We start from the raw sequence: 25,733 nt of genomic DNA, 5'->3' as shown, positions 1-25,733 counted from the left end.
TATGTCATCGCACGATACACCTATAGTTGCTAAGTCACAGGCACAATACGAGTATGATCGTCATCATAATGCCGTTCATATGCGTAAACAAGTAATCAACTTTGCGCTTATGATCTTCTTTACGTTTATCGCATTCGCAGTAGTTGCAGCTGATTTTTCTAAATACTTAATATTACCGCTTATTTTATTGCTTGCTGGAGTTCAAGTTGTTCTTCAACTTTACTCTTTCATGCACTTAGAAGACAAAAAAACACACTTCGGTGGTGTAATTGGCTTCTTCATGTGGATGGGTATTTTAATCGCATTTACATTCTTCTTAGCATTTTTAACAATTATTTGGTGGTAATCACCAAAAAAGCACGTTCTCTACTTACTGTAGGAACGTGCTTTTCTTTTTGGTTTCTATAATAGTTCCATACAATTTAATGTGGAGCTACTGCCATTAATGACATTAACTCTTCGGCAAAATGAAGGGTTGATTTCCGTTCGACTGGGCGCTTTCCTTGGGGCGTCCGATGAGCCGCTTCGCTTCGCTGCAGGGTCTCATCTGTGACGCTGATCCCCATGGAGTCGCCCAGTCTCCACTCCAATCAACTGATTCACTTAGCATGTATCCTTTGACATGTCGGGTTAATTAAGTGGTTGTGCGAAAACGAAGTGTCAGCGGTAAATGTTTTCTGTGCGAAAGCGAAGTGTTAACGTAGCGGCAGCAACAACAAATGTATAATTACATTACTGTTATATCTGTTCAAATATGGTGCGTTGCCATAGAGCCCACTTTTGAAATGAATAAAATTTATTAAAGTTCAGTTCTATGCTATTGTTGATTGGAGTGGAAGGCTACTCGACTCCCGCCCACAGGAAAGCGAGTAGCCTGGAACGGAAATCAACCTCACGTTATGATGATAAGCTGGAAAGAATTAATATAATTCATGTTGATTTTTTTAACTTTGATTATTTTTTCTATATGTACGATCATCCTGTAAGAAAGGTAAACTATAGATAGTAAATTTGTTCACCTTTCGTTCATTGCAGAATGTTTGTAAGCGTTCTATAATAGGGGTACTGAAGTTTAAAGGAGTGCGTTTTGTATGCCACTTAGTATATTTGGTTTCCAAGCTTTATGGAGCCCATACTTAATAGGGGTTCTTGTTTTTATAACAGTCATCTATTTTCTAGTCACAACAAAGTGGCGCAAGGATTTTAAAGTAAGTGAGCCTTTGAAAAAAGGAGAGGCTATTTATTTTGTACTGGCGATGGTAACGATATATATTATTAAAGGATCTCCAATAGATTTAATGGCGCACATTATGTTTACAATGCATATGGTGCAAATGGCTATTTTATTGTTACTTGTACCGATTTTCTTAATTAAGGGAATTCCTTGGTGGGTATGGAAAGTTGCGATTGAAGCACCAGTTGTTAGATCTTTATTTAAAGTACTTACATTTCCCGTCGCTGCAGTATTTGTGTTTATTGGTCTATTTTCTTTCTATCACTTACCTGCAGTACTAGACTACATTAAATTAAACGAAACTCTACATGGTACATATACATTTGTATTATTTGTTTCTGCTGTCTTAATGTACTGGCCTTTGATTCAAAAGATGCCAAATCAACCACAAATGAAGCCTTTGCATAAATTAGCCTATATCATTGCTAATGCGGTATTAATTACACCTGCGTGTGCGTTAATTATTTTTGCACCAAACGCTATGTATGAAACATATACAAATGGTGAAGCATGGCTAAAAGCAATGGAACTTTGTGTGCCAGTTGCCACACTATCTAGTTTATCTCTTTCAGGACCAGAGCTCTTTACAAATATGACATCTGTTGCTGATCAGCAATTAGGCGGCGTTTTAATGAAGATTTTACAAGAGATTATTTTTGGTGTATTACTAGGGGCGATTTTCCTTAATTGGTATCGTGCAGAACAAAAGGATCCGGATAAAATTACTGCCGATGCTTTAAAAGAGCATCAAAAGAAATGGGAAAGCCAGCAGCAACATTAATTGTAAAAAAGAATTTTTAACTTCTTTCAACAGGTGTCCAAATACCTGTCGCTACGCTTTCGGTATAAAAGAGGAACTCAGTCTAAGAGCGCCACGTCCTGTGGCAACGACTGAGTAACCAACATCGTGTTGGCCTAGAGCCTCCGGCGGATGTCACGGAATCGGAAAGGGGTTCTTAGGGGATATTAGCCTAAAAAACATCGCGTCCATGCGATAACGGCTAACTGACCTACATCGGTAAAAACGCCACCTCCTGTGGCATTACCGAAATGACCGACATCGTGTCGGCCCTTGTGCAGGCCTAAGCACAAAGCCGATTCGGGACGCAATTATGCCGAGGCAGAATTGATTTTAAAGTATAAGGGGTTTTGTCAATGGAATTACAAATTTTGCCTACTATAAGTACATCATTCATTGTTATTAGTGCTGTACTTGTAGCTATTGGTTGGGGCTTAATTATAAAAAGAAAAGTGGAGGCACATAAAAAAGTAATGCTTGCAGCAGGTGTCGCAGCACTTATCTTCTTTATTATTTATGCTTCACGTACAATCTTTATTGGTAACACAGCGTTTGGTGGCGGAGAAGATTTAAAACCATATTATACGTTCTTCTTAATTTTCCATATTACGCTTGCAACAACCGGAGCAGTATTTGGTATTGTTAGTATCATCTCTGGTTTGAAAACGAACCTTAAGCTTCACCGTCGTATTGGACCGATTACAAGTATTATTTGGTTCTTCGTAGCTATTACCGGAGTTCTTGTTTACTTGTTACTTTATGTTTTATTTGAGCCAGGTGAAACAACATCTGTCATTAAAGCAATTTTAGGCTTTTAACTTCTTTCAGCTGGTGTCATTGTGCAGAAGCATAATTGATCAAAAAGATCTCCCTCCTTTTATTTTTGAGAAGGAGGGAGATTTTTTATAGATGTTTGATTAAATAGGGACAGCACAACAACAAAGAGTAAAGGACCGATTAAAATACCAACAAATCCAAACACTTCAAAACCGATAAACATTGCAATAAAGGTTGTGAGTGAGGAGAGTCCAACTTTATTTCCAATTACTCTAGGTTCAATCATACGTCGAACTAAAAATAGTGCGATTGTTAATGCGACTAGCATAACAGCAAAAATATAATCACCTGTAAAGGCTTTGTATAGTGCCCAAGGAAGAAGCAAAATGAATGAGTCTAAAAAAGGAACGAAGTCTAAAATGACTAGCAAGAGTGATAAAACAAGTGGGAATGGAGTTTTAAGAAAATAAAAAGTCCCAAAAGATATAGCTAAAATACAAATACCAACAAAAAATTGTGCTTTCATAAAACCAAATAAAGCCAGTTTCACACGCTGTCCAATAAATAGTATTTTTTGTTGATAGTGAAACGAAATAGGTGCTAACATTTTCCGGTTAATATTCGGTAGTTCTAAAAGAAACATATATAACACAATCCAATAAACAAAAATATCAAACAAACGAGAAGTAATATACGTAAGTAAAGATGACCAAACATTCACATTTGTTAAAGAAAGAGCATATTTCTCAATTGAAGAAAGAGCTTGTGCTATCATAAGTTGAATTTGTATAACAAGATCTAAGGGCAAACGATGCGTGTAGTTGGAGAGCTTGGATTGCATTTGAATCCATATTGCTGAGAGTTGATTGAGGTACTCTGGAATATCAATGATAAATATTGAAAATTGTTTCCAGCTTATAAATATGATGAGAATACATAATAATAATGTCACAATTGAAAAGATCATAAAAAAAATGGATGCGACTATTTTTCGTTTTTTTCGGAACCGTTTACTAATTCGTATGATGACAGGTTCCAATAATAATGCAGTTACGTAGGCAAGCAGTATCGGTAATGACAGGGATATAAACCAGAGAATTGCAATTCCAATCGCTATAACGATTATCGGATGGCGAAAAAAAGGACTTTTTAAAAATTGTAACATTTATCTCACCTACATCATGTAAAAGATATAGTTAGTATGAGAAGAAATAAAATTTTTACTCAAAATAAAAAAGACTGGACCACCAGTCTTTTCAGTTTAGCTATTGCACTGCATGCTATTGCCGTTACTGTTACCTGATAAAAAAATAAAAATGATTTCGATGTTTAATCGACATATATGCACCGTGAAATAACTATCTAAAATTAAGCGCGAATTTCAAAATCTTGTAAGTCTAATTTAACCTTTTTTAAGATTTCTTCACATTTTTTTACAAGATGAGCTGGATAAACTTCATCATCACCATACTCAACACCGTGTGGATAGTAGTACTTACCAAGTGCTGGTTTCATTAATGTTAGGATTGCATCGTGTGCACCAACATCACCTGATTTAGCATATGAGAATACACGTAGGTAATAACGTCCCTCACGAGTATCGAAACGCTTATCAAATGTCATACGTTCGTAGTCCCAGCCGCCATCACATTCTAAACCGTTTTTTTTCATGACGCTTACAATAAGTTCTTGATCAGCTGTTAAATTTTCAAGGTTAGTATTTTCAAAATACATCTCTAATCCTCCTTTAGGTTCTCGTACAAAGTATACGCTCATTTTTATAATAGAGCATATTCGACATTGTTGCAATGACAACATTGTGTCAACCCAACTACAATTGATATAATAGTTTTAGAATAATCGTGATAAGAAGGAGTCATATATGAAAGCTTTATTTCGCATTTTTATGGCATGTGCTGCAATTGCGTTGATTGGCTTTATGTTTTTTAATACACCACGTGAAAATGAGCCGCTAAAAGGCCCGAATGCCAATTCAAATATCATTCCCAAAACCGAGCTAACGCAACCTGAAATGGGGGCAATGCCACGTCCGAAAAGCGGGATGTCGACATTAATCGGTAAAGAAATAAAGGTAGTTTCAGATAAATATGGTGAACCAGTGCGAAAGGAACCATCGTCCTTTGGCTATGATTGGTGGATCTACAATGCAAGTCCTTCCAAATTTTTTATGGTAGGCGTTGAAAATAATGTGGTGACACAAGTTTATCTAGCTGGTGAAGATTTAGATGCTTCTCCTTTTAAGGTTGGTCAGAAGCGTGATGATATATACCGAATGACTATCATTGATTACGAAGTAACGGCGAATGTTGGTGAAAATATTTTCTCTTTCTCGATGAGTGAAGAAGATATGCAGACACGGTTGCTTGTAAAATTCGATGGGCTGTTTGCACAACTCTATCTCGATAGAGAAACGAGTGAGCTACAAGGCATACGCTTTACTAATAGTAAAACGCTTGTTCTTCATCAACCTTATGAAATGACTTATCAAGGCGAGTTAGTTATACCAACACCACCTTCTTCCTTTTTACAGAAGGAAATTAATGAAGCAAGTGCTGCGCAACTTGACGATTTAATCAATGTAGCAAGAGTTCAACATGATTTATCTCCATTAAATATTGATGAATCAATAGAAAAAGTTGCAAATATGCATAGTGAAGATATGAAGGTTCAAAATTTCGTTGGTCATGAATCACCAACAAATGGAGATTTAAAAAAGAGATTAGAAACACAGGAAATCGAATATAGTGAGGCGAATGAAAATCTTGCGACTGATTATTTTGATGCTATCGAAGCAATGCATGGTTGGCTAAATTCATCTGAGCATCGAAAAATCATATTAAATGATTTATATACTACAGTGGGATCTGGAGTCTTTTTAAACTATTATACGCAAATATTGTTAGAGTCTTCTTCACAGGAGCTGGATAGTGAGAATAAAGACTCTGAGGAACCAGTAGAAAATATTGATGAATCATCACCTTAATCTAAGGAGTTCTTCTTCACCTCACTGATTATTAGTTTTCAATAGTCAAGCGTTTACGAGACAGTGAATCTCGTTCCGCTTTCGGTACATCTAAAATGCTGGAATATATAGAAATCAAAGACTGAAGATATACTTGGTAAAATCAAGTGTATCTTCAGTCTTTTCAGTTAGACGAAAAAGAAATGCACAATGACCAACTACAATATTCGTCACACCATTATATACGCCGTCATATGCTAGAGAACCGAAAGGGGGAATGAAGCTTGCAATTAGCTGAGCTATTAAAAGACTGGCCGTGTAGTGTAACTGGAGGATCTATTCGTACAAATATTACAGGCGTTGAGGACTATGCTCAGGCAGTAAAACCTGGGGATATTTTCATTGTACGTAAAGGTAAGAAAACATCGGGAAGTCGTTTTGTAAAAGAAGCATTAGCTCGGGGAGCTGCCGCTATAGTATCAGAGGAAAGTATTTCAATACCTATTACTGATCAAAGTATTCCTTTTGTTTGGGTTCCGAATACATCCTTATTTTTATCGTATGCGAGTGCAAAGCTTTCGGCCTTTCCAGCGGAAGCATTAACAGTCATTGCGGTTACGGGTACAAATGGTAAAACAACAGTGAGTCATTTTGTGAGCCAATTGCTAAGAGCTCTACATAAAAACGTCGCGGTTATTGGAACTGTAGGATTTTTCATCAATGAACAGAAACAGCAAACAGTGCATGAGCAATTAACTACATTACAGGCAAAAGAGTTGCATCCTATTTTAAAGCAATGTGTACGAAATGGTGTTACACATGTTGTTTTAGAAGCTTCGTCAATGGGGTTACAGCAACATAGGCTTGATCATTGTGATATCGATTGTGGTGTTTTTTTAAATTTAACGGAGGACCATTTAGAAGATCATGGAGGACTTGAAGCTTATAAGCGTGCGAAAAAAAGGTTGGCAGATTTGTCAAAAAAGCTTGTGCTAAATGGGGATGATAATTTTTGCCGTTCCGTTGGTATTTATGATAAGAAAAAATCCTGCTCATTCGGCTTTGATAATCATAATGATTTACATATCCAAATTGTTAGTGAATCAATTGGAAAAACGGTGCTTTGTTTACAAACGTCCTCGAGTGAACATATCGTGGAAATTCCTTTTAACGGAAAATATCATGTACAAAATGCTGTAGCTGCGTTAATGACTTTATGGCGACTAGGTTTTTCAATTGAGGATCTAGCGGAGCATGTGTGGTTGTTAAGGCTACCAGAAGGAAGGCTTGAGAAAATAGACAATCCATTTGGGGTTGACGTGTATGTAGATTATGCTCATACGGCCGAGGCATTACAGGCTGTTTTGCAAACTTTGGATCGTTCTAAAAACCTTTACCTTGTATTTAGCTGTGGGGGGAATCGAGATAAGGCGAAACGTTTTGCGATGGGAGCGGTAGCTAGTAAGTATGCGGATGTCATCTTTTTAACAACGGATAATCCACGTGATGAGGATCCTATTTTAATTAATGAAAGTATTATTGCTGGTTTTACTGAGCAGCAATATTATGAAATCTATTTAGATCGAAAAGTTGCTATTCATCAAGCACTAGCAAAGGCAGAAAAAGGCGATATTGTACTTGTTGCCGGAAAAGGGCATGAACAAACCCAACAAATAAAAAATCAAAAATTCCCTTTTTCCGATCAACAATGTATTCGAGATTACTTTTTAAATCTTATGTCTAAGGACGGCGTTGAATAACAAAGAAAGATCCAGTCGCAATAGCAAGTCTTCGTCCAGTCTCATCCTCGATATCACATTCCATCACAAGTGTCTGGCGCCCTTTATGGACGAAACGCCCACGAGCGATTAGTTCCTTGTTCGTTGTTGTAGCAATATAAGAGATATTCATATTTGTTGTGACAACATTAAAGCCTTCTGGCACTGAACGCGAAGCAAGTCCGCCCATTGCTGCATCTGCAATTGTTGCAATAATCCCACCGTGTGGTACCTTAATAGTATTATGGATAACAGGTGTAATGGGAATGCGAACTTCACTAACTTCGGGTTCAAATTTGCCTACCATATGTAAGGCAGCATTAATATAACGTCGATGAATACCTTGTTGTTTATCGCGAAGTCCAGACAATAAATGTAGTAAGACTTCCTCATCTTCAGCTGTGCTATGTTGTAAAATCTCTGCAAGTAATTGTTCTATTTGTTCTTTAGATGATGGTACCAATTTAAAAACTCCTTCATTTAAAAGTATCAATAATGTAAAATTACCATAAAATCTGTTATGATGGAAAAGAGATTGGGGGAATTAAAAATGATGATGACCTCTGACTGGGCAATCATTTTGGATGAGGCCGATGAGCTTTGTGAGATGATTCTTTCCTCTGAGCCTGCGAAAGCGCTGCAACAAGCTTATGATGATGTGTATAGCGACGTCCAAATAGTGGAAGCTATTTACGCTTTCAATCGCATGAAAGAGCAGTACGAAGATGTACAACGTTTCGGAAAATATCATCCGGACTATCATACAATTATGAAATCGATTCGTCAGCAAAAGCGCGCACTCGATTTAAATGAAAAGGTTTCGGCATTGAAACTTGCTGAGAACGATTTTCAAGATTTGCTTGACCAAATAAGCTTACTTATAGGGAAAACTGTTTCTGAAGCGGTAAAAGTTCCTGTAAGTAATCCGTTCTTTGCATCAGGTTCTTCATGTGGTGGAGGATGTGGCTCAGGTGGTTCTTGCTCATGCTCTGCTTAACACAAGGTAATGCTTTTTAATAGACTATATACAAAACTCGATTGAGTTTGTATATAGTTTTTTTTATTACTATATTATGTTGTAGCGAAAGCAACATACATCAGGATGAAATTGCTGAATAAAAATTGTATAGTAATTGAATAGGCTATATAGAAATTAAAGGAGGATAAATAGATGAAGACTTATCGAATTGCCGTTATACCAGGAGATGGGATTGGTAAAGAGGTAGTGCCTGCGGCGATAGAAGTGCTTAATAAAGCTGCTCAACTAGATGGCAGCTTTCAATTTGAATGGACAACATTTCCATGGGGCTGTGATTATTATTTAGAGACAGGTAAAATGATGCCTGATAATGGTATTGAAATTTTAAAAGGTTATGATCAAATCTTTTTAGGTGCTGTAGGTATGCCCGATTTAGTACCAGATCACATTTCGTTATGGGGACTACTGATTAAAATACGCCGTGAGATGAAACAATCTATTAATGTGCGTCCAGCAAAGCTACTTCAAGGTTTGCCTTCACCTTTACGTAACCCAAATGGCTTTGATTTTGTAGTTGTACGTGAAAACTCAGAAGGAGAGTATGCTGAGAGTGGTGGCAGAATACATAGTGGACAAGATGAAGTTGCTATCCAAAATGCTATTTTCACGAGGAAGGGAACAGAGCGGGCAATGCGATATGCATTTGAAATGGCGAAAAATCGACGTCAGCATGTTACAAGTGCCACAAAATCTAACGGAATTACGTATAGTATGCCTTTTTGGGATGAGGTGTTTGCTCAGGTTGGTAAAGATTATGAGGATATAGGACAAGTATCTAATCATATTGATGCTTTAGCTGCTTTTTTGGTGATGAAGCCAGAAAACTTTGATGTAATAGTTGCATCAAATTTATTTGGGGATATTTTAACCGACTTAGGTGGTGCAATTATGGGCAGCATCGGTATTGCGCCAGCTGCGAATTTAAATATAGAACGACAATATCCATCCATGTTTGAACCAGTTCATGGCTCTGCTCCTGATATTGCGGGACAAGGAATCGCAAATCCACTTGGACAAATTTGGACAGGAAAAATGATGCTTGATTTCTTAGGCTATCATGAAGTTGGTACCAAAGTGCTGAATGCGATGGAAGTAACATTAGCGCAAGGTATTAAAACAGGTGATTTAGGAGGAAAAGCAACATTACGTGATGTAACGGATGCGGTATTGCATCATTTACAATAAAGAAAAATATAAAAATTTATCATCAAAAGTTGTGCAGATCATTTGTTAAAATGTATGCATATAAGTTGATCTTCGTTACGACTGGGTGACTCCTTGGAGATCAGCGTTATGGTAATGATAGAATTTTAAACAGTGGGATTTTCATCAGCTCGACTGTTTATTGGTTTTTGCTAAAACTTACTAAAAAATCTAAGGGGTGAAGGGTCACATGATCAAGTTTTTTCAGTATAACTGGCAAGTAAGAGACGAATGGTTCGAGTGGTGTAATCAGCTAAGTATAGAGGAATTGTTGCAGAAAAGAATTGGTGGAGTAGGTAGTATTCTATATACACTATTTCATATTATTGAAGTTGAATATAGCTGGATTCGTGGCATTATGGGAGAAAAAGACAGAATGTTCGATTTTGATGAATATAGAACGCTTGAAAAAGTAAAAAATCTTTCAATTGAATTACAAGACGAAATTATCGAATTTTTGAAGCATAACGAGAATTTAAATGATGAAATCGTAAAAGTCTCTTGGGATATAAATACGTATACAAAAAATGATATTTTACACCATACTATTGCACATGAAATTCATCATATAGGGCAGCTTTCTGTATGGGCGAGAGAATTAAATCTATCCCCGGTACCTGCAAATTTTATAAGAAGAAAATATTAAAATAAAAGGTAAGGGCTATAAAAAGCAGCCCTTACCCATCAATGCGTTAACCTAATGGAAGTTAAGTTCCATTCCATTAATCTTGTTTTTGCAGTATTCCTACTGCAATATCAGGTCGATCTGTAACAATACCTTTTGCACCATTGTGAATTAATTTATTCATTGTTGGGACGTCATTGATTGTCCAATAATGAACAGGGATATTTAAATTGCTTAAAAACTGGATAAACTTTGGAGAATCTAAGTTAATTACTCCTGATTTAGGTGGTATTTGGAATACATCTACCTTTGGATGATATAAATGTCCGAACTGGCTTGAGAAAGAAGCGAATGCTTTACGAACATCTGATTCGCCTGCACCTAGTGCTACTTGATTTTGAGCATATAAATTAAAGCGATCAATCTGTTCGCCGTAGAAGCTTGTGACAACTACTCGATTCTCAGCACCAAGCTCTTCAATTAAACGCCATAGTTTAGACGGCATTAAACTTCCTTCATACGTATCTGGCGCATCTTTAATATCAATATTTACTAACATGTTTGGATAAGATTGTAGAAGTTCGCGTAAAGTTACAACGTCTATTTTTTCATCTCGATAAGGAAATTCTCCATCCAAATCTTCAAATTGATAACCGTGGTTTAATGCATTTATTTCTGCTATAGTCATATCTGCAACAAGTCCATAGCCATCTGTCGTACGATCAACAGTATCATCGTGGAAAACGATAATTTCCTCATCTTTAGTTAAGCGAATATCTATTTCAAAGCCCTGAACACCTAACTGCATGGCTTTTTCAAAAGCAGGCATTGTATGCTCAGGTGCTAAATGAGCACCGCCACGATGTGCAAGAATAATTGGGTGATCAAATTGTAATGCTTGTTTACCTTCTCGTTGTTGAGGTTTAGAAATAGCTTTACTACCTGCCCAAGCCGCTGCACTTGCTGCTGCGATTGCAAGCGCAATCTTTGTTTTCTTACCCATATTCGTCCTCCTTAACAATTAAAATAATATAAATAGTACTGACAATTTCACTTTTAAATTTTCAGTGAGCAAACAAAAAATTATAACTTAAACTAGTGCTCTATTAACTTGCATAAGTGAATGTAAAAATCTTAGTCAACGTTGTATGCTTTTCCATTATAACGGAAAATCAAGCGTTCTGTCAGCTAAACTCTGTTGCTATCATTTTCCGGTCTATGGTATTCTTTTATGTAAGAAATGAGGGGAATACTATGAACGAACGCCAAGGACTAATCGTTTACGTCCATCAATTAAAACATGCGAAGTCTCTTCGAAAATATGGTCATGTTCTTTATATTTCTCGGAGGCAAAAATATGTAGTTCTTTATTGCGAGCGAGAGGAAATTGAATCAATGACAACAAAACTACAACGCCTTCCATTTGTGAAAGACGTTGTAAAGTCTTATCGTCCATTTGTTAAAACTGAATTTGAAAATGCGAAACCAGATAAAGCGAAAGAATATGACTATAAAGCAGGTCTATAATACTATGTTAAAGCTGGTATATAGTGATGAAGTCTCATTATTCCGATTAAGTATTGATAAAATAGTTTTGATTCCGAAAATATAGAAGAGTGCTTTATTTCTACAACAACCGCTTTTCTATCTAGTCGTTTAATACTTTCTTCAAACATTTTTTGTCGCTGTGAAGGCTGCTCTTCATTATAAGGGATGCCTTCTCGACAAATATAAATCGGCATGAATTTACTTTCACCGACTGGTTTTAAAGCGATTGCTAAAGAGGCAAACTTTTTTTCTTCTTTAGTGGATGTTAGTATAAAAGCTTGGTGGAAGCGATCTTGATTGGTTTTCACTATTTCAAGTAGCTCATAAACATCACCATAGCCTTCACCTAATTCTATAAATTGTTGTGGCATAAAAATTGCACATCCTTTCCAATACACATAGTATCATGCTGCGGGAGGTCAAGCACATGAAATTTGCAATGAGTTTTTTTTCCATTCTAGTACTAATCATTTCCGGAACATTATTTTTTCAGTACCATGCCTATTCATCTGATTTAGAAGCAGGCAATGGCGAATTCCGTTATTCACAGGAGATAGAAATTGTCTATCGAGAAAATAGCTTGGATATTCGTCAACATTTTAAAAACTTACCAAACCAAAAAGTGAAAATAAAGTGGCCGGAAAATGCAGTGAACCCTAGTTGCTTTATCGATAACGAAAAAAGCTGTGAGCGTTTATCAGAAGAAGTCTCTTATTTTAAAAAAGGAGAGACTAAATCACAATCTGTTTCATACATAATTCCGATTGAGGGTGGCTTAAAAGATAAAATGCTCATCCAAAATGCTTTCGCCACATTAACGAATGGTGAAGCATCTTATTCCGTAGTACATATTTCAACCGATAGTAAAATTGTTGGTCAGTGGATCACGGGATTGCCTTTAGTAGGTCAGCAAAAACTATCACTTGTTAACTATACAATGTTTAGTGGAGATGGTACAGTTCGCGATATTTATTGGCAAAAGGGTAATTTAAAAGCGCAAGAGCAAACCCCTGTGTTATCTATTTATGCACGAGGAGCTATTTCGAAGGATTTATTGAAGTCATTGGAAAACATCAAATTTTTGAATGATCAACACATTGCTATTATTCAAGAAAAGAATCCAGTGAAAGAACATGATGACCGACTTTTATTTATGCCTGAGCTAACTGAACAAGCAGTTGTACAGGAAGTTATACTGTCACAAATAAAGTCACAATATAAGTTTAAAGATTCGCCAACATGGTTGCCGGAAGTTGTGGCATCCTATTTAGTGAAGGATACGATTGGTTCCGATAAAGCAAAGAAAATTGTGAAGACGTTAAAAGAATATATGACAGCAGATCAAGAGTCAGCATGGCAAGAATCTTTAGATAAGCTTGGGGAAGAGCCGATTTCCCCTGCATTAATGGACGATCTTTTATCAAAGGTATTAAATGCAAAAACGTCTTATTTTAAGTTGAATGCGGCCCAAGTAAACGGGACATATCCACTTTTATTTGAGGATGATCGAAATGTTTATGTGAATGATGTTTTGAGAAAAGATGTTCATGTGATCCTTTCTGAAGGACAAGTATTGTATACTGCTGATGCATTGTTGCCGTATCTAGGATATACGGTTGGTGAAGGGAAAAATGGATATTATATTAATAGTGATAATCGCACCTTCCGATTCCCGAAAGAGCCTGGGTTTTATGTATTTAATCAACGTAGATATTCTACAATTTCAGAACCAATTATAAAAATTGCCAATCATTATTATGTTGAAGAAGCTTGGCTACAACGATTATTTTTAGTAGAATTACAAAAAAGTGATGGTCGTATCAATATTAAGATGTTAACACAAGAGGAAGAATAAATTTTTGCAGCGGAGGTTCGTCTTTCGCTGCAAAAATACTTTTAACTTCTTAAAAGTGAGTGCTAAACACCCGCTGAAATAGAGGGACTCAGTCTAAGAACGCCATGTCATGTGGCAATTTGACTGTGCAAAAGCGAAGCGACAACACAATAAATAATAACAATTACGCCAAGGTGAAATTGTTATATGGAATAAGAAAGTACGGTGATTTGCCTATGAGAGTTGTAGCAGGAGAACGTAAAGGGATGCCGTTAAAGGCGATTGTAGGGAATACGACGAGACCTACAACTGATAAAGTAAAGGAATCCATCTTTAATATTATTGGTCCATTCTTTGATGGAGGTATAGCGCTTGATTTATTTGCAGGGAGCGGTGGCTTAGGGATTGAATCTTTAAGTAGAGGAGCTGAGCACGCCGTTTTTATTGAAAAGGATGCAAAGGCGTTCCAAGTACTTCAGGAAAACATAAAGAAATGTCGTTACGAGGATTGTTCTGAGCTATTTCGTATAGATGCGAAGCGTGCTGTGAAAGCGCTATTAAAACGTGATATTTCGTTTAAATTAGTATTTTTAGACCCTCCATATCACCACAAAGAATATTATGACTTAGTGCAGATTCTTGTCGACAATGATAAAATTCAACATGATGGCGTAATTTTATGTGAGCATGCAAAAGAAGTAGAATTACCACAGAGGTTTGGGGACTTTGAATTAAAAAGACAAGAAACATATGGCGGAACGATTATATCCGTTTATCTTCATTCGTAGGGTATCCTAATACTCACTGAATAGAGGAACTCAGGCTAAGAACTTCACATCCTGTGAAAAAGCAAGAGTGGCCACGTATGCAGCCAAGGTGAAATGGATCGTTATGCAAAAGAAAGAGGGGAATAGATTGTCAGAGAAAATTGCTGTAGTTCCTGGGAGTTTTGATCCGGTGACATATGGTCACTTAGATATTATTAAACGAGCGGCAGATGTATTTGACACAGTTTATGTTGCTGTATTAAATAATTCATCCAAGCAGCCATTATTTTCGGTAGAAGAGCGTATGGCATTAATGGCTGAAGTGACTAAAACATTGCCTAATGTACGTATTGAAAGTTCATCTGGACTATTAATAGACTATGCCAAGGAAAAAAAAGCAAAAGCGATTGTCCGTGGTTTACGTGCTGTTTCGGATTTTGAATACGAAATGCAAATTACTTCGATGAACCGTTTTCTTGATAAAAACATTGAAACATTTTTCATCATGACAAAAAATCAATATTCATTCTTAAGCTCAAGCATTGTCAAAGAGGTTGCGAAATACGGTAGTGATGTTAGCGAGCTTGTTCCTGCTTGTGTCGTAGAAGCTTTGAAAGAAAAGTATAGTTTAAATAAATAAAAGAAACTAAGAGGATGTCTTATTTTTAAGACATCCTTATTTTAGTTTGAGGAGCAATTTGTTTCCTGCGTATAATGCTGAACCATGCAGATGATTATTTATTTTAAGAAAAAAAGAGCATAAATAGTAGGTACAATGATTATGCTAAGTAGGCGGAATTTTATATAGGGTCGAACAGACAGCTTGGCTGACTTTGCAATGACGAAAATTTGTAAGTGAATGCTTATACTTTGCATGGTCAACAACATAACAACTAGTAATGGCAAATACGAAAGATTTGGAAAAGCTGAGACGGTCATTTTAAGACCATTTGTAACTTCAAGAATTGCGGCTATGGAAAGTTCAGCTGCGTAGGGAAGATTAGGTAGCAGTGAATCTAAGCCTTGCTGGACAATCGTCTGGATGGTAGTGAAAAAAATTATTGTCGTTCCAACTAATAGTATTGTCGGAGCTGTTTCTTTTATGCTTTCAGAGAATGGTGCTGTATTCAAAGGTGTATTGTGTATTGAGATGCTAGGAGGGTCTGTTTTACGAAATAAAAAGTAACCAGTTAGTAAGCAGCAAATATTAAAACTATGTAGTAAACATAAAAACAACCATCCGAACGTATTACTGTGTAATAAATCAAGGCTTACAAAGCCTAGCACGAAAAGAGGGCTTGGTGCATGACATACGGCTAATAAAAAATTTGCTTCTTTAGCGTGTAATTGCCCGCTGTTTTTTAAGTAAACAATGGTTGTTGCTCCAGACGGATACCCTCCGAGTGCGCTAATAATATAGGCTTGTACGTATAAAGAAGCTCTTTTTGTTTTCGTGCGCATAGGAGCCGTTAAACGGAGAAGCCATTGCGTTAAAATAAGATAAGGTAATAAATACGGGAATAGAGCATCCATAAAAAGGTTTAAACCTAAATCAGTACCTGTATGAGCTGTTTGTGGGAATAACAAGAGTAATAGAATAAGAACTATGCAAATCGCTATTTGAATTGTCGCGTACATGTTATCATCTCGTTTCAACTTTTTGTCATTCACATAGGCAAATGCTAAAATCAATATATGTAAAAAAGGCAAAAAAATGAACGTAAGGTTTTGCAAGCGTCCTAGGAGGTTTTTTCTTATGAAGAAAAAAATTAGTATTTATGCAATGGTGTTAGTCGTGATTTGTTTTTTTATGTTATACCGATTAGACGCTTATATTATGAAGCCTGGAAGTGCTTATGATGTCAGTGAATTTGTTAACGTTGAAAATAGCCACACGAATGATAAAGGTTCCTTGAGTTTAATGACGGTGGCCATGCAGCAAGCTACGCCTTTTTCATATCTTTGGGCAAAAACTCAAAAATACCAAAAATTAATGGATATTACCCAAGTTCGAAATCCGTTAGAGGATGAAGAGGAATATAATGTTCGACAGCTTAAATTAATGACTGATTCTCAATTTAATGCAAAATATGTAGCTTTTCAGAGAGCTGGCCTTCAAACAAAAATTCTTTTTAACGGTGTTTTTGTATTAAATGTTCTAGAGGGCGGTGCTTCGGAAAATTTTTTAAAAGCTGGTGATGAGATTATTGAAGTTGATGGACAAAAAATTAGAAATCAACAAATGCTTGTAGATCTTTTAAAGCCGAAGCAGCTTGGCGAGAAAGTGACAATTCAATTTATACGTAATAAAAAAGAACAAGAGGTAACGATAACATTAAAGGAAATCCCTAGATCAGAAGAAACAAGGGCTGGTTTAGGTATTACTTATGCTGAAAGTAAATCTATTGAAACAAATCCAAATGTGTCAATGAAAACTGAGGATATTGGAGGTCCGTCTGCTGGACTAATGTTTACTTTAGAAATTTTAGACCAACTTCTCGAAGAAGATTTAACGAAGGGCTATGCTGTCGCTGGGACAGGAGAGATGCTGGTTGACGGCACTGTTGGAAGAATTGGTGGAATAGACTATAAAGTCATTGCAGCTGATCGTGATGGTATGGAAATCTTTTTCGCGCCAGATGATGAAATTACTCCAGAAATGAAAGCTAAATATCCTGAGCTAGAATCAAATTATGCAACAGCAGTAAAGGTAGCGAAAGAAATTAAAACAAAAATGAAAATAGTTCCGGTTAAAACTGTGGATGATGCAATCGAATATTTAAAACAGCTACAGCCGAAATAAGAAACAAAAAAGATGCTTGAAGAATTTCTGGCATCTTTTTATTGTGTTGAAAATTTTTGTATTATTGGGATTTACATAAAAGAAAACCGCTGCTCGCAGATAAAATATTTTATGGCTCTTGGACCATTTTGTTTTTCTACAACATAAAAGGATGCTAGAAAAATTTCTGGCATCCTTTTATTGAGATCTTCTATTACTTAAAAACGAATGGGTGGTGTTTGATAATCTTTAGGCAAACTTTGCCCTTTTGATCTTTGCTCTATACTTAAATTGTATACCTCTGCTGCATGAATATCTACAGCAAGCATAGCATCATCCATAGCTGCAACACGACTGATTAAAGGTAAAGGTATGTCTTTTTTGTGCATACCCAAATACGCTTGTCCCTGCTTACTCATACCAAGTAAACGTATACTAGAAGGCGCATCAAAGCTTTGCAATTGTTCCTTTGTAAATCCAGTATAAATGTGCGTGAGCATACGTTGAAGTCGTGTCCAAGTATAGCGTTTAGATTTAATTTTCTCCATAAAGCTACCGAAAGAATGACTTGTTTTCGCTGCTTTAATAAGTGCATTCTCAATGCCTTCTGTTACCTCAGCATAGCGCGTCAGTTCACTAGGTGTGTGCCGAATAAGTGTAAACTGTAATAATGGCCAAAAAGTTTCCCAATTTGCAAATTCACCATATTTTCCATGCCAATCCGCTAAATGAACGAATGATGCCTTAGGTAGAAACTCTTGCACATTTTGTAGAGCACTTGTTGTTGCTAGTGCTTTGCGTATTCCTGTGGCGCTAGCAATGGATGCACCTTCTTGTATAGCGTCATGATAACCTGCAACGATGCGAGGGATCGTTAAAGGTTTAATGTTACTACCTAAAGTTTTGGCAGCCTCAATGTAGTGAAAACCAAGTATATTGTTCGGTTGACCTAAATCAATGTATGCAGCAGGGAACTTTTGAGAAAGCTGTTCATAGGCGTAATGTAGACTTTTAGGATAGCTTGCACCCGTTTTAAGGCTTTCTTTAATAAGAGCGTTATATTCAGTGCGGTGATTATTAATGAGCTGAAACGTATTCATAAAGGGTTGTATGGAGCCATCTTCGCTTCCGAAAGCAAAAGAATCGCAACCAATTCCAGAAAGTAAGGAAATGGCTCCTTTTGCGAAATCAGTTGCAGGTGCGGTACTATATACGTACGGTAGTTCAATGACAATATCGACACCACCTGCGAGAGCCATTTTTGTGCGTGTCCATTTATCGACCATGGCTGGTTCACCACGTTGCAAAAAATCCCCGCTCATGACAGCGATGACAATATCTGCTTGTGCTACTTTCTTCGCCTGTTCCAAATGATAGGCATGTCCATTGTGAAAAGGATTGTATTCAACAACTATTCCGACTGCTTGCAAGTGTAAGCCCCCTTTATCTATATCATTTGCTTCTCGTTCTAAGGAGCATTTTTGCTTATATAGAACGGTTTGGAGCAAATACACATTTAATAATATATAATTATAGGTGGGTTTTATTGTGGTGACAAGAAATTATCTTGACATCTATTTTTACACATTATATAATCAACAGTGTTGTCTCGAGGTGATTAAACGAATGAAATGGTCAATTCATCAATTATCTAAATACCGCCAAAACGGGATGCCAATCGATGCCTATGTCCAGTTGGACGAGGTGATGGAGCGAAACCAGGATATTCGAGCAATTTCGCCCGTTCATGTAAAAGGGCTATGTACTTTCGGTGCATCGCAAATGACATGTCAGCTAACAGTGACAGCGACGTTAACACTTCCATGTGCACGCACGTGGGAAGATGTTGAGTTTCCTATCGAAGTTGAGACAGTTGAAATTTTCAGCTGGGTTGACGAAGAAAAACGTGGGGAAGATGGCGGAGATATTCACTACATAGTTGGTGAAGTAATCGACATGAAGCCGGTTCTCGAGGAGTTAGTGCTTCTCGAAGTACCTATGCAAGTGTTCAAGGATAATACCGAAGGGCAAGTGCATGGTGGTAAAAACTGGACTTACGCAACAGATGAAGACGTTCAGCTACACAAAAAAGCTGACGAACAAAAAGTGGATCCAAGACTGGCTGATTTAGCTAAGTATTTTGATCAAACAGACGAATAGACGATCTGTAAGGAGGTGCCATCAATGGCTGTACCATTTAGAAGAACTTCTAAAACTGCAAAAAGAAAGCGTCGTACGCATTTCAAACTATCTGTACCTGGTATGGTAGCTTGCCCAAACTGTGGTGAAGCAAAATTATCACACCGTGTTTGCAAAGCTTGCGGACAATACAAAGGTAAAGAAGTAGTAAGCAAATAATTCAGTGTTTGCTCACGTCAAAGGCTAGTAAAGAGACCATGGCTCTTTACTAGCCTTTTTGTTGACTAGAAAAGACGGAATCTTTCGGCAATAACAGAAAGATATATAGTACTATAATAATTGTATGATACAATTTATCCATCGGGACAAAGGGGGAAATAGTATGGCTTATATAATTGATAACAAAGATGGTATTATGACGTTTACGATTGATCGGGAAGAAAAAAGGAATGCGGTTAATGATGAGGTTATGGACGGGCTTCAAGAAGTTATTACATATATTCGACATCATGATGATGTCCGTTTTTTAGTCGTGACGGGCGCTGGAGATAAGTCATTTTGCTCAGGGGGCGATTTATCTGAATTTCATTCGCTTGAAACGGAGGATGAGGCGTTCGGGATGTTGAGTAAGATGGGCAAAATATTATACGACCTTGCGACTTTGCCTGTGCCGACGATTGCGTTAATTAATGGAACAGCGGTTGGTGGAGGCTGTGAGATTGCAACAGCTTGCGATTTTCGTCTAGTGGCAAGTCATGCGAAATGTGGTTTTATACAGGGGACATTAGCAATTACGAGTGGCTGGGGAGGCGGTACATACTTATTCGAACGTGGGTTACGCCATGATCGTGCAATGAAGATGCTAATCGATGCGAAGCCTTATCCAGCAGAATTGCTATATGAAATTGGCTGGGCAATGCGTGTTTTCGAAGGTTCAAAAGAAGAGGCGTTGAATGATTTTATCGAACACATGCGTAAAATTCATCCTTCTGTTCATAAGGCTTATAAAGAAATTGAGCTTCGAAAGTGGCGTGAGCGTAATATGTATGAACGTGTTATGGAGGAAGTTCGTACGTGTGCGAAATTGTGGGAAAGTGAAGCTCACCACGAGGCAGTTGCTAATTTCCTAGCAAAGAAAAACAATAAATAATGTATAACGGCAGTGATTATAACAAAACATAATCACTGTCTTTTTTATTTCGATGATTCTATTTTGCTCGCCCATGCATATAGTAGTAAAAAATGCGAGGGTGATAGATTATGGAATTGAAAAAAAGAAAAGATCAATGGACAAAGGAAGATGATGAAAGATTAGCAGAAATTGTGTTGCATAATGTGCAAAATGGCAAAACACAGCTAGAGGCTTTTGAAATGGCTGCTAATGAACTAGGTCGTACAAAACAGGCATGTGGTTTCCGTTGGAATAAAACATTACGTAGTCAATATAGTCAGTCACTACTAGCTGTACGAAATCAGCCGCAACAATCTATGCGAAGTCATTTGAAATTGGCATTAACAAGTTTCGATGAATTAACAGAGGCCTATCAAAGTCTCGAAATAAGACACCGTGAATTACAAAGTGAGCATGAAAAACTAGTGAAATGGTTACAGCAAGGATATTCTTTAATGAAAGATTAAAGTAAGGAAGCAAATGAAGGTTACAAGTGCGGTAGAGTAAGTTACTTAGAAAGAATATAAGTTAGATTAAAACATAATGCTGCGCTAAGTGAATTTATAGGCAGTGATTTATCTGTACCGAATGCGAAGCGCCAGGTGCGAAACAAACCTTGAAATGTAACGAAAGTAAAGAAGTTAGGTGTGAGAGTAACTGCCTGTAAAAGTCAGATTGTTAAGACTAATGATCAGTGGAAAAACCCGCTGATTAAAGTTTCACTTTATATATTGTCGTAAACACTTAGCCAATCTTGTATAATAAAAGAACCTGCATAGGAGGTGCCTTAGGAATCATTCTAAGGCACCTCCTTCTGTAGAGTGGGCGAAATGGACTGTGTAATGATGGACGGTAGCGGCTGTCCAAACATTCGCTTAAATAGAGGAACTCAGTCTAAAAACGCCACGTCCTGTGGCAACGACGGAGTGACCAACAACTTGTTGGGCCGAAGACTCGGCGGATGTCACGGAATCGGAATGGAGTTCTTCGGGGATGTTAGTGTCGAATCCGTGCGATAACGGCTGACTGACCTGCATCGGTAAAAACGCCACGTCCTGTAGCTTACCGAAATGACTAACATCGTGTCGGCTCTCGAGTAGGCCTAGCGAAAAGTCGATTCCGGACGCAATTATGCCGAGAGGGGCGTTCTCTTATGTTTGATCGTCCGTTGTAAATGTGGGAGGTGTGATGTATTGTGGGTGTAACGATTATTGGTGCCGGGGCTGTAGGTCAGTTAACGGCAAGTTTTATAGCTGAGTCTGGTATATCTGTAACGTTGGTTGCGAGGAGGCAGGAACAGGTAGATGAACTTCATGAAAAGTATTTAACGCGCATGAATGTTGATGGAACGAAAACTGTACAAAAAGTTACTTCAACTACGAAATTAGCGGAACTACCACGACAAGATTTAATTGTAATTGCTGTTAAATACGGTCAATTACAAGAGCTTTACAAACAATTATCTGCATTACCGAGTACGGTACCGTTGTTGTTTATGCAAAATGGTTTGGCGCACTATGACGAGGCATTACGTTTGCCACAAAAGAATATTGCTTTTTGTTCTGTATCTTTCGGTGCTCAATTGATCAATCAGACAACTGTGCAACATAGAGGTGTAGGTACTTGTAAAATTGCGATAGAGCGAGGAGGTAGTGATGCTTTTACCGATTTGTTACAACTGAAAAATTCCTTATATCCAGTTAAACTAGTTGCTAATGCGGAACAAATGTTATTTGAGAAAGCTGTATTCAACTGCTTAATTAATCCATTGACGGCTATACTGCAACTGAAGAATGGAGAGTTAGTTACGAATAAGCAAGCGTTTCTATTAATGCAAACTCTTTACCGAGAATTTACGGAAGCTTTTGAAGGCATAGAACAAACTATACCTTTTTTCAAGGTGATAGACTTATGTGAACAAACAGCAAGTAATACATCCTCTATGCTAGCGGATCGGGTGCAAGGGAGGAAAAGCGAAATTGACACGATTGTAGGAGTAATACTAGAAAAAGCTCTAGCGAATGGTCACGATTTGCCAACTTTACGTACTTTATATCACCAAGTACTTGCGATAGAGGAGAGCGGTGAAAGACGTTGAAAGATTTTTTACATATTATGATAAGTGTCATTATTATTTGTCCAATCCTCCTTTTTGTGATTGTCTATTTATTTGGTCGAAAGGTTAAAATTCGAGGCACTCATGCTTTTGGAGTAGCATCGGACGCGACAACATTGTGTTTGTATTTTTCAGTACCACTAGCAATTAGGGTGCTGTGGAATGTCGATGTTAGCGCACTTTTAGTTACATTGACGGTAGTGATGGCAATAATTTTTACATATATTGATTGGCGAACAAAAAAGGAAATTGAAGTAAAACCGCTACTTAGGAAAATTTGGCGCTTTCAATTTTTAGTCCTAAGTACGGCGTATATTATTATTTGTTTAGTAGGTGTTATTCGATCTGTTATAGAATATTTACAGGCAGTCTAAGCATTTTCTTTTCATGTTGAAGCCATAAGCGTTAAAATAATAGCATTATAAATTGTTTTTTTAGTAATAACTCTAGATGTGCAAAAATATGAAGTGAAATTCCAAAGTACTTAAGTGTTTGAGGTTTGTTGAAAATTGTTACTTAACTTTTTTCTGGGAGTTTATTTTATTTTGCTTATTAAAGAGTAAGAAGATGATTTAGGTAGAGGAGTTTGTGTTAAATGAAACTGGAGTCAATCCAAGTACCCATAAAAAATCGTTTGCTAGCAGATTATTGGTCACCGAATACTGCCATCCGTGAGTTTTTTGAATACGAATATAACGATAAATCTTTTGAGAAACGCGCACAATATCTTGATCAGCATGCGTATGATCAAAAAGAATTAACAGCCATCATACGTCAATTTATGGAGCCTCTTGGTATTTCGGAGAAAGCGAATGAACATTTGTTACAACTAGAGCAAGGAGCTATTACGGTTGTTGGTGGGCAACAAGCAGGTATCTTAACAGGCCCTCTTTACTCGGTGCATAAGGCGATTTCGGTTATTGCATTAGCGAAAGAGCAAAGTGTAAAGCTACAGCGACCGGTTGTTCCTGTTTTTTGGATAGCTGGAGAAGATCATGATTTAGAGGAAATTAACCATACGTATACAGTGCAGGGTGTAGATATTAAAAAACGTGCATACGGTGAACGCTCAAGACGTAAAACAATGGCTTCTGAAACAAGAATAAACAAAGAATCCATGACGCAATTAATAAATGCTATTGTGAAGGATATGGGTGAAACAGAATTCACTGAAATGCTTATTAAACAATTAGTAGATACACTAAATAAGAGTGACACGTTTACGGACTTCTTTGCGCAACTTATGAACCATTTGTTTAAAGATGAAGGTTTATTGATGATAGATGCAGCGGACTTTAAATTCCGTCAATATGAGAGTGGGAATTTTACCCGTATCATTCATAAAAATGAAGAAATTGCAAGAGTGGTAACGGAGAAGGAAGCGGAGCTTGAACGTGCAGGTTATGGCCAGCCTATTTTGGCAACAAACGAAGCGACCAATTTATTTTATGTAGAAGATGAAGAGCGTCATCTTTTAGAAAGAAAAAATCAGCATTTTGTCAATCTAGCTGCAAATATCAAACTATCTCGTGAAGAAGTTTTAAAAATTGCTGAAGAACATCCTGAGCAGTTAAGTAATAATGTTGTGACGCGTCCGTTAATGCAGGAAATGACATTGCCTGTGCTAGCATTTGTTGGTGGACCAGGGGAGCTTGCCTACTGGGCGACATTGAAGGATGCATTTTCGGTATTAGGCTTACAAATGCCGATTTTTGCTCCGCGTCTTCATATTACACTTGTTACACGTCACGTAGAACAACTTTTACGTGAATATCGTTTAACTGTTGCTGAAGTTTGGGATGGCAAAGTGTTGCAGCTTAAAGAGCAGTATGTTGCTGACGTACAGGACACTGAAGCGAAGCGCCAAATTCAAACGATGCAACGAGACCTTTTAGAAAAATATGATGCACTTCAACTTTATTTAGAAGAACAACAGCTATTATTAGATAAAATACTTGAGAAAAATAAAGAGAATCACCTAAAGCAATTTGAGTATTTACAGCAAAAGGTTGAACAAACTGTTCTTAACAAACACGAAACGACGATCCGAAAATTTATGACGTTACAAAATGAGCTGTATCCAAATGAGGGGTTCCAGGAAAGAACTTATAGTCCATATCAATATTTTAATGAGTTTGGACCTATGTTAATTACTGAAATGCTGAAACAAAATTATAGAGTTGGTAATCACCACTATATAATTTATTTATAATCCAATATTTGTATCTATATACCTAATTAATAATTTGATACAATGTGAATTTGATGGGTAATGTCGATATAAATAGTAAATAGAGAGCTATCCTACTAAGGATAGCTCTTTTTTTGAGTCATTTAGCACAGTTCCAATAATTTGTTAAAGGTCTAATCGTACATTAATTGTTAAAATGTCAAGTTTTTTTTAAAAAAAGTGGAGGAAAGTGGGGGGATGTGGTACATTATTTAATAAAGTGGGGTGAATAGCATGTTCATGGGAGAATATCAACACTCTGTTGATGCAAAAGGACGATTAATCGTGCCCGCAAAATTTCGTGAAGCCTTAGGTGAAACGTTTGTTGTAACACGCGGACTTGATAATTGTTTATTTGGCTATCCTATGGATGAATGGCGAAAACTCGAAGAAAAATTAAAGGGCTTACCGATGACCAAAAAAGATACACGTGCATTTGCAAGGTTTTTCTTTTCTGGAGCAACGGAAGTAGAAATAGACAAGCAGGGACGCATTAACATTCCTTCAACTCTGATGCAGCATGCACATCTTGTGAAAGAATGTGTCGTGTTAGGAGTTTCGAATCGGATTGAAGTATGGGCGAAAGATGCTTGGGAGACTTACTTTAGTGAGTCGGAGCAATCCTTTAATGAAATTGCAGAAAATATGATTGGCTTTGATTTTTAACTTTTTTAGACACTTAAGTGTCAGCTAGATGAAGTTAAGGCC

The 25,733-nt window shown here is 37.1% G+C and carries 28 protein-coding genes; 21 read left to right on the top strand and 7 right to left on the bottom strand.

Annotated elements, in window-relative coordinates; translation table 11 throughout:
* Position 1: 1 nt before the first annotated feature.
* The 3 genes from ABNX05_RS06245 to ABNX05_RS06235 all read left to right on the top strand — a co-directional run bounded on the left by ABNX05_RS06245 (position 2) and on the right by ABNX05_RS06235 (position 2,851).
* Positions 2-346: a cytochrome C oxidase subunit IV family protein gene (locus ABNX05_RS06245; RefSeq protein ID WP_349658953.1), complete on the top strand. Its 345-nt coding sequence runs from the start codon at positions 2-4 to the stop codon at positions 344-346.
* A 745-nt stretch (positions 347-1,091) separates the two neighbouring features.
* Positions 1,092-2,015 carry a cytochrome c oxidase assembly factor CtaG gene (gene ctaG, locus ABNX05_RS06240; protein WP_349658952.1) on the top strand — a complete coding sequence of 308 codons (924 nt, stop codon included), beginning with the start codon at positions 1,092-1,094 and terminating at the stop codon, positions 2,013-2,015.
* 374 nt (positions 2,016-2,389) lie between these two features.
* Positions 2,390-2,851, top strand: a complete 462-nt coding sequence (locus ABNX05_RS06235; protein ID WP_349658951.1) for a DUF420 domain-containing protein — start codon at positions 2,390-2,392, stop codon at positions 2,849-2,851.
* A gap of 59 nt (positions 2,852-2,910) precedes the next feature.
* Here the strand turns inward: ABNX05_RS06235 and ytvI are convergent, their stop codons facing one another.
* Positions 2,911-3,975 (bottom strand): sporulation integral membrane protein YtvI, encoded by a 1,065-nt coding sequence (gene ytvI / locus ABNX05_RS06230; RefSeq protein ID WP_349658950.1) that lies wholly within the window; start codon positions 3,973-3,975, stop codon positions 2,911-2,913.
* Positions 3,976-4,178: 203 nt separating this feature from the next.
* On the bottom strand, positions 4,179-4,544 hold the full coding sequence (locus ABNX05_RS06225; protein WP_349658949.1) for a YugN family protein: 366 nt from the start codon (positions 4,542-4,544) through the stop codon (positions 4,179-4,181).
* A gap of 148 nt (positions 4,545-4,692) precedes the next feature.
* Here ABNX05_RS06225 and ABNX05_RS06220 point away from each other — a divergent pair, with 148 nt between their 5' ends.
* Complete coding sequence (locus ABNX05_RS06220) at positions 4,693-5,814, top strand: CAP domain-containing protein (protein ID WP_349658948.1); 1,122 nt, start codon at positions 4,693-4,695, stop codon at positions 5,812-5,814.
* Between the two features lie 263 nt (positions 5,815-6,077).
* The gene (locus ABNX05_RS06215) at positions 6,078-7,553 is read left to right on the top strand and encodes a UDP-N-acetylmuramoyl-L-alanyl-D-glutamate--2,6-diaminopimelate ligase (protein WP_349658947.1); all 1,476 of its coding nucleotides are present in this window, start codon (positions 6,078-6,080) and stop codon (positions 7,551-7,553) included.
* Here the strand turns inward: ABNX05_RS06215 and ABNX05_RS06210 are convergent.
* On the bottom strand, positions 7,534-8,034 hold the full coding sequence (locus ABNX05_RS06210; RefSeq protein ID WP_349658946.1) for a PaaI family thioesterase: 501 nt from the start codon (positions 8,032-8,034) through the stop codon (positions 7,534-7,536). The two genes, ABNX05_RS06215 and ABNX05_RS06210, sit on opposite strands and share 20 nt — an antisense overlap.
* Positions 8,035-8,121: 87 nt before the next feature.
* Here ABNX05_RS06210 and ABNX05_RS06205 point away from each other — a divergent pair, with 87 nt between their 5' ends.
* The 3 genes from ABNX05_RS06205 to ABNX05_RS06195 all read left to right on the top strand — a co-directional run bounded on the left by ABNX05_RS06205 (position 8,122) and on the right by ABNX05_RS06195 (position 10,459).
* The gene (locus tag ABNX05_RS06205; protein WP_349658945.1) at positions 8,122-8,568 is read left to right on the top strand and encodes a YlbF/YmcA family competence regulator; all 447 of its coding nucleotides are present in this window, start codon (positions 8,122-8,124) and stop codon (positions 8,566-8,568) included.
* A gap of 174 nt (positions 8,569-8,742) precedes the next feature.
* Positions 8,743-9,795: a tartrate dehydrogenase gene (locus ABNX05_RS06200; protein WP_349658944.1), complete on the top strand. Its 1,053-nt coding sequence runs from the start codon at positions 8,743-8,745 to the stop codon at positions 9,793-9,795.
* Positions 9,796-10,003: 208 nt separating this feature from the next.
* Positions 10,004-10,459, top strand: coding sequence for a DinB family protein (locus ABNX05_RS06195; protein WP_349658943.1), 456 nt, complete (start codon positions 10,004-10,006; stop codon positions 10,457-10,459).
* 76 nt (positions 10,460-10,535) lie between these two features.
* On the opposite strand, the gene ABNX05_RS06190 is transcribed toward ABNX05_RS06195, so the two are convergent.
* Positions 10,536-11,441 carry a glycerophosphodiester phosphodiesterase family protein gene (locus ABNX05_RS06190; RefSeq protein WP_349658942.1) on the bottom strand — a complete coding sequence of 302 codons (906 nt, stop codon included), beginning with the start codon at positions 11,439-11,441 and terminating at the stop codon, positions 10,536-10,538.
* Positions 11,442-11,692: 251 nt separating this feature from the next.
* Here ABNX05_RS06190 and ABNX05_RS06185 point away from each other — a divergent pair, with 251 nt between their 5' ends.
* Positions 11,693-11,965 carry a YlbG family protein gene (locus ABNX05_RS06185; protein ID WP_197141746.1) on the top strand — a complete coding sequence of 91 codons (273 nt, stop codon included), beginning with the start codon at positions 11,693-11,695 and terminating at the stop codon, positions 11,963-11,965.
* 2 nt (positions 11,966-11,967) lie between these two features.
* Here ABNX05_RS06185 and ABNX05_RS06180 read toward each other — a convergent pair whose 3' ends face one another.
* Complete coding sequence (locus tag ABNX05_RS06180) at positions 11,968-12,357, bottom strand: DUF7147 family protein (RefSeq protein ID WP_197141747.1); 390 nt, start codon at positions 12,355-12,357, stop codon at positions 11,968-11,970.
* A gap of 56 nt (positions 12,358-12,413) precedes the next feature.
* Between ABNX05_RS06180 and ABNX05_RS06175 the strand changes: the two genes are divergently transcribed.
* From ABNX05_RS06175 to coaD, 3 genes are all read left to right on the top strand, one after another.
* Positions 12,414-13,841, top strand: a complete 1,428-nt coding sequence (locus ABNX05_RS06175) for an RNA polymerase II (protein WP_349658941.1) — start codon at positions 12,414-12,416, stop codon at positions 13,839-13,841.
* Positions 13,842-14,056: 215 nt separating this feature from the next.
* Positions 14,057-14,608, top strand: coding sequence for a 16S rRNA (guanine(966)-N(2))-methyltransferase RsmD (gene rsmD / locus ABNX05_RS06170; RefSeq protein WP_349658940.1), 552 nt, complete (start codon positions 14,057-14,059; stop codon positions 14,606-14,608).
* A 103-nt stretch (positions 14,609-14,711) separates the two neighbouring features.
* Positions 14,712-15,227 (top strand): pantetheine-phosphate adenylyltransferase, encoded by a 516-nt coding sequence (gene coaD, locus ABNX05_RS06165; RefSeq protein ID WP_349658939.1) that lies wholly within the window; start codon positions 14,712-14,714, stop codon positions 15,225-15,227.
* A 98-nt stretch (positions 15,228-15,325) separates the two neighbouring features.
* Here the strand turns inward: coaD and ABNX05_RS06160 are convergent, their stop codons facing one another.
* The gene (locus ABNX05_RS06160; RefSeq protein WP_349658938.1) at positions 15,326-16,279 is read right to left on the bottom strand and encodes a hypothetical protein; all 954 of its coding nucleotides are present in this window, start codon (positions 16,277-16,279) and stop codon (positions 15,326-15,328) included.
* Positions 16,280-16,343: 64 nt separating this feature from the next.
* On the opposite strand from ABNX05_RS06160, the gene ABNX05_RS06155 reads away from it, so the two are divergent.
* Positions 16,344-17,390 (top strand): SepM family pheromone-processing serine protease, encoded by a 1,047-nt coding sequence (locus tag ABNX05_RS06155; protein WP_349658937.1) that lies wholly within the window; start codon positions 16,344-16,346, stop codon positions 17,388-17,390.
* A gap of 197 nt (positions 17,391-17,587) precedes the next feature.
* Here the strand turns inward: ABNX05_RS06155 and ABNX05_RS06150 are convergent, their stop codons facing one another.
* Complete coding sequence (locus tag ABNX05_RS06150) at positions 17,588-18,799, bottom strand: nucleotidyltransferase (RefSeq protein ID WP_349658936.1); 1,212 nt, start codon at positions 18,797-18,799, stop codon at positions 17,588-17,590.
* Positions 18,800-18,995: 196 nt separating this feature from the next.
* Between ABNX05_RS06150 and ABNX05_RS06145 the strand changes: the two genes are divergently transcribed.
* From ABNX05_RS06145 to mraZ, 8 genes are all read left to right on the top strand, one after another.
* Positions 18,996-19,529, top strand: coding sequence for a YceD family protein (locus tag ABNX05_RS06145; RefSeq protein ID WP_349658935.1), 534 nt, complete (start codon positions 18,996-18,998; stop codon positions 19,527-19,529).
* 24 nt (positions 19,530-19,553) lie between these two features.
* Positions 19,554-19,727 (top strand): 50S ribosomal protein L32, encoded by a 174-nt coding sequence (gene rpmF / locus ABNX05_RS06140; RefSeq protein WP_010858320.1) that lies wholly within the window; start codon positions 19,554-19,556, stop codon positions 19,725-19,727.
* 163 nt (positions 19,728-19,890) lie between these two features.
* Complete coding sequence (locus tag ABNX05_RS06135; RefSeq protein ID WP_349658934.1) at positions 19,891-20,658, top strand: enoyl-CoA hydratase/isomerase family protein; 768 nt, start codon at positions 19,891-19,893, stop codon at positions 20,656-20,658.
* Between the two features lie 110 nt (positions 20,659-20,768).
* Positions 20,769-21,146, top strand: a complete 378-nt coding sequence (locus tag ABNX05_RS06130) for a transcriptional regulator (protein ID WP_349658933.1) — start codon at positions 20,769-20,771, stop codon at positions 21,144-21,146.
* Positions 21,147-21,874: 728 nt separating this feature from the next.
* Positions 21,875-22,777 (top strand): ketopantoate reductase family protein, encoded by a 903-nt coding sequence (locus ABNX05_RS06125; protein ID WP_349658932.1) that lies wholly within the window; start codon positions 21,875-21,877, stop codon positions 22,775-22,777.
* Positions 22,774-23,169: a DUF3397 domain-containing protein gene (locus tag ABNX05_RS06120; RefSeq protein ID WP_349658931.1), complete on the top strand. Its 396-nt coding sequence runs from the start codon at positions 22,774-22,776 to the stop codon at positions 23,167-23,169. The genes ABNX05_RS06125 and ABNX05_RS06120 overlap by 4 nt, the downstream gene beginning before the upstream one ends.
* Positions 23,170-23,390: 221 nt before the next feature.
* Entirely contained in the window at positions 23,391-25,007 is a 1,617-nt protein-coding gene (gene bshC / locus ABNX05_RS06115) for a bacillithiol biosynthesis cysteine-adding enzyme BshC (protein ID WP_349658930.1), read from the top strand.
* A gap of 252 nt (positions 25,008-25,259) precedes the next feature.
* The gene (gene mraZ / locus ABNX05_RS06110; RefSeq protein ID WP_079559763.1) at positions 25,260-25,691 is read left to right on the top strand and encodes a division/cell wall cluster transcriptional repressor MraZ; all 432 of its coding nucleotides are present in this window, start codon (positions 25,260-25,262) and stop codon (positions 25,689-25,691) included.
* Positions 25,692-25,733 lie beyond the last annotated feature (42 nt).

Source organism: Lysinibacillus zambalensis, assembly GCF_040183165.1.
Lineage (GTDB): Bacteria > Bacillota > Bacilli > Bacillales_A > Planococcaceae > Lysinibacillus > Lysinibacillus zambalensis.
The sequence above is the reverse complement of the archived record's forward strand: the minus strand, read 5'-3'. Positions and strand labels throughout refer to the sequence as shown.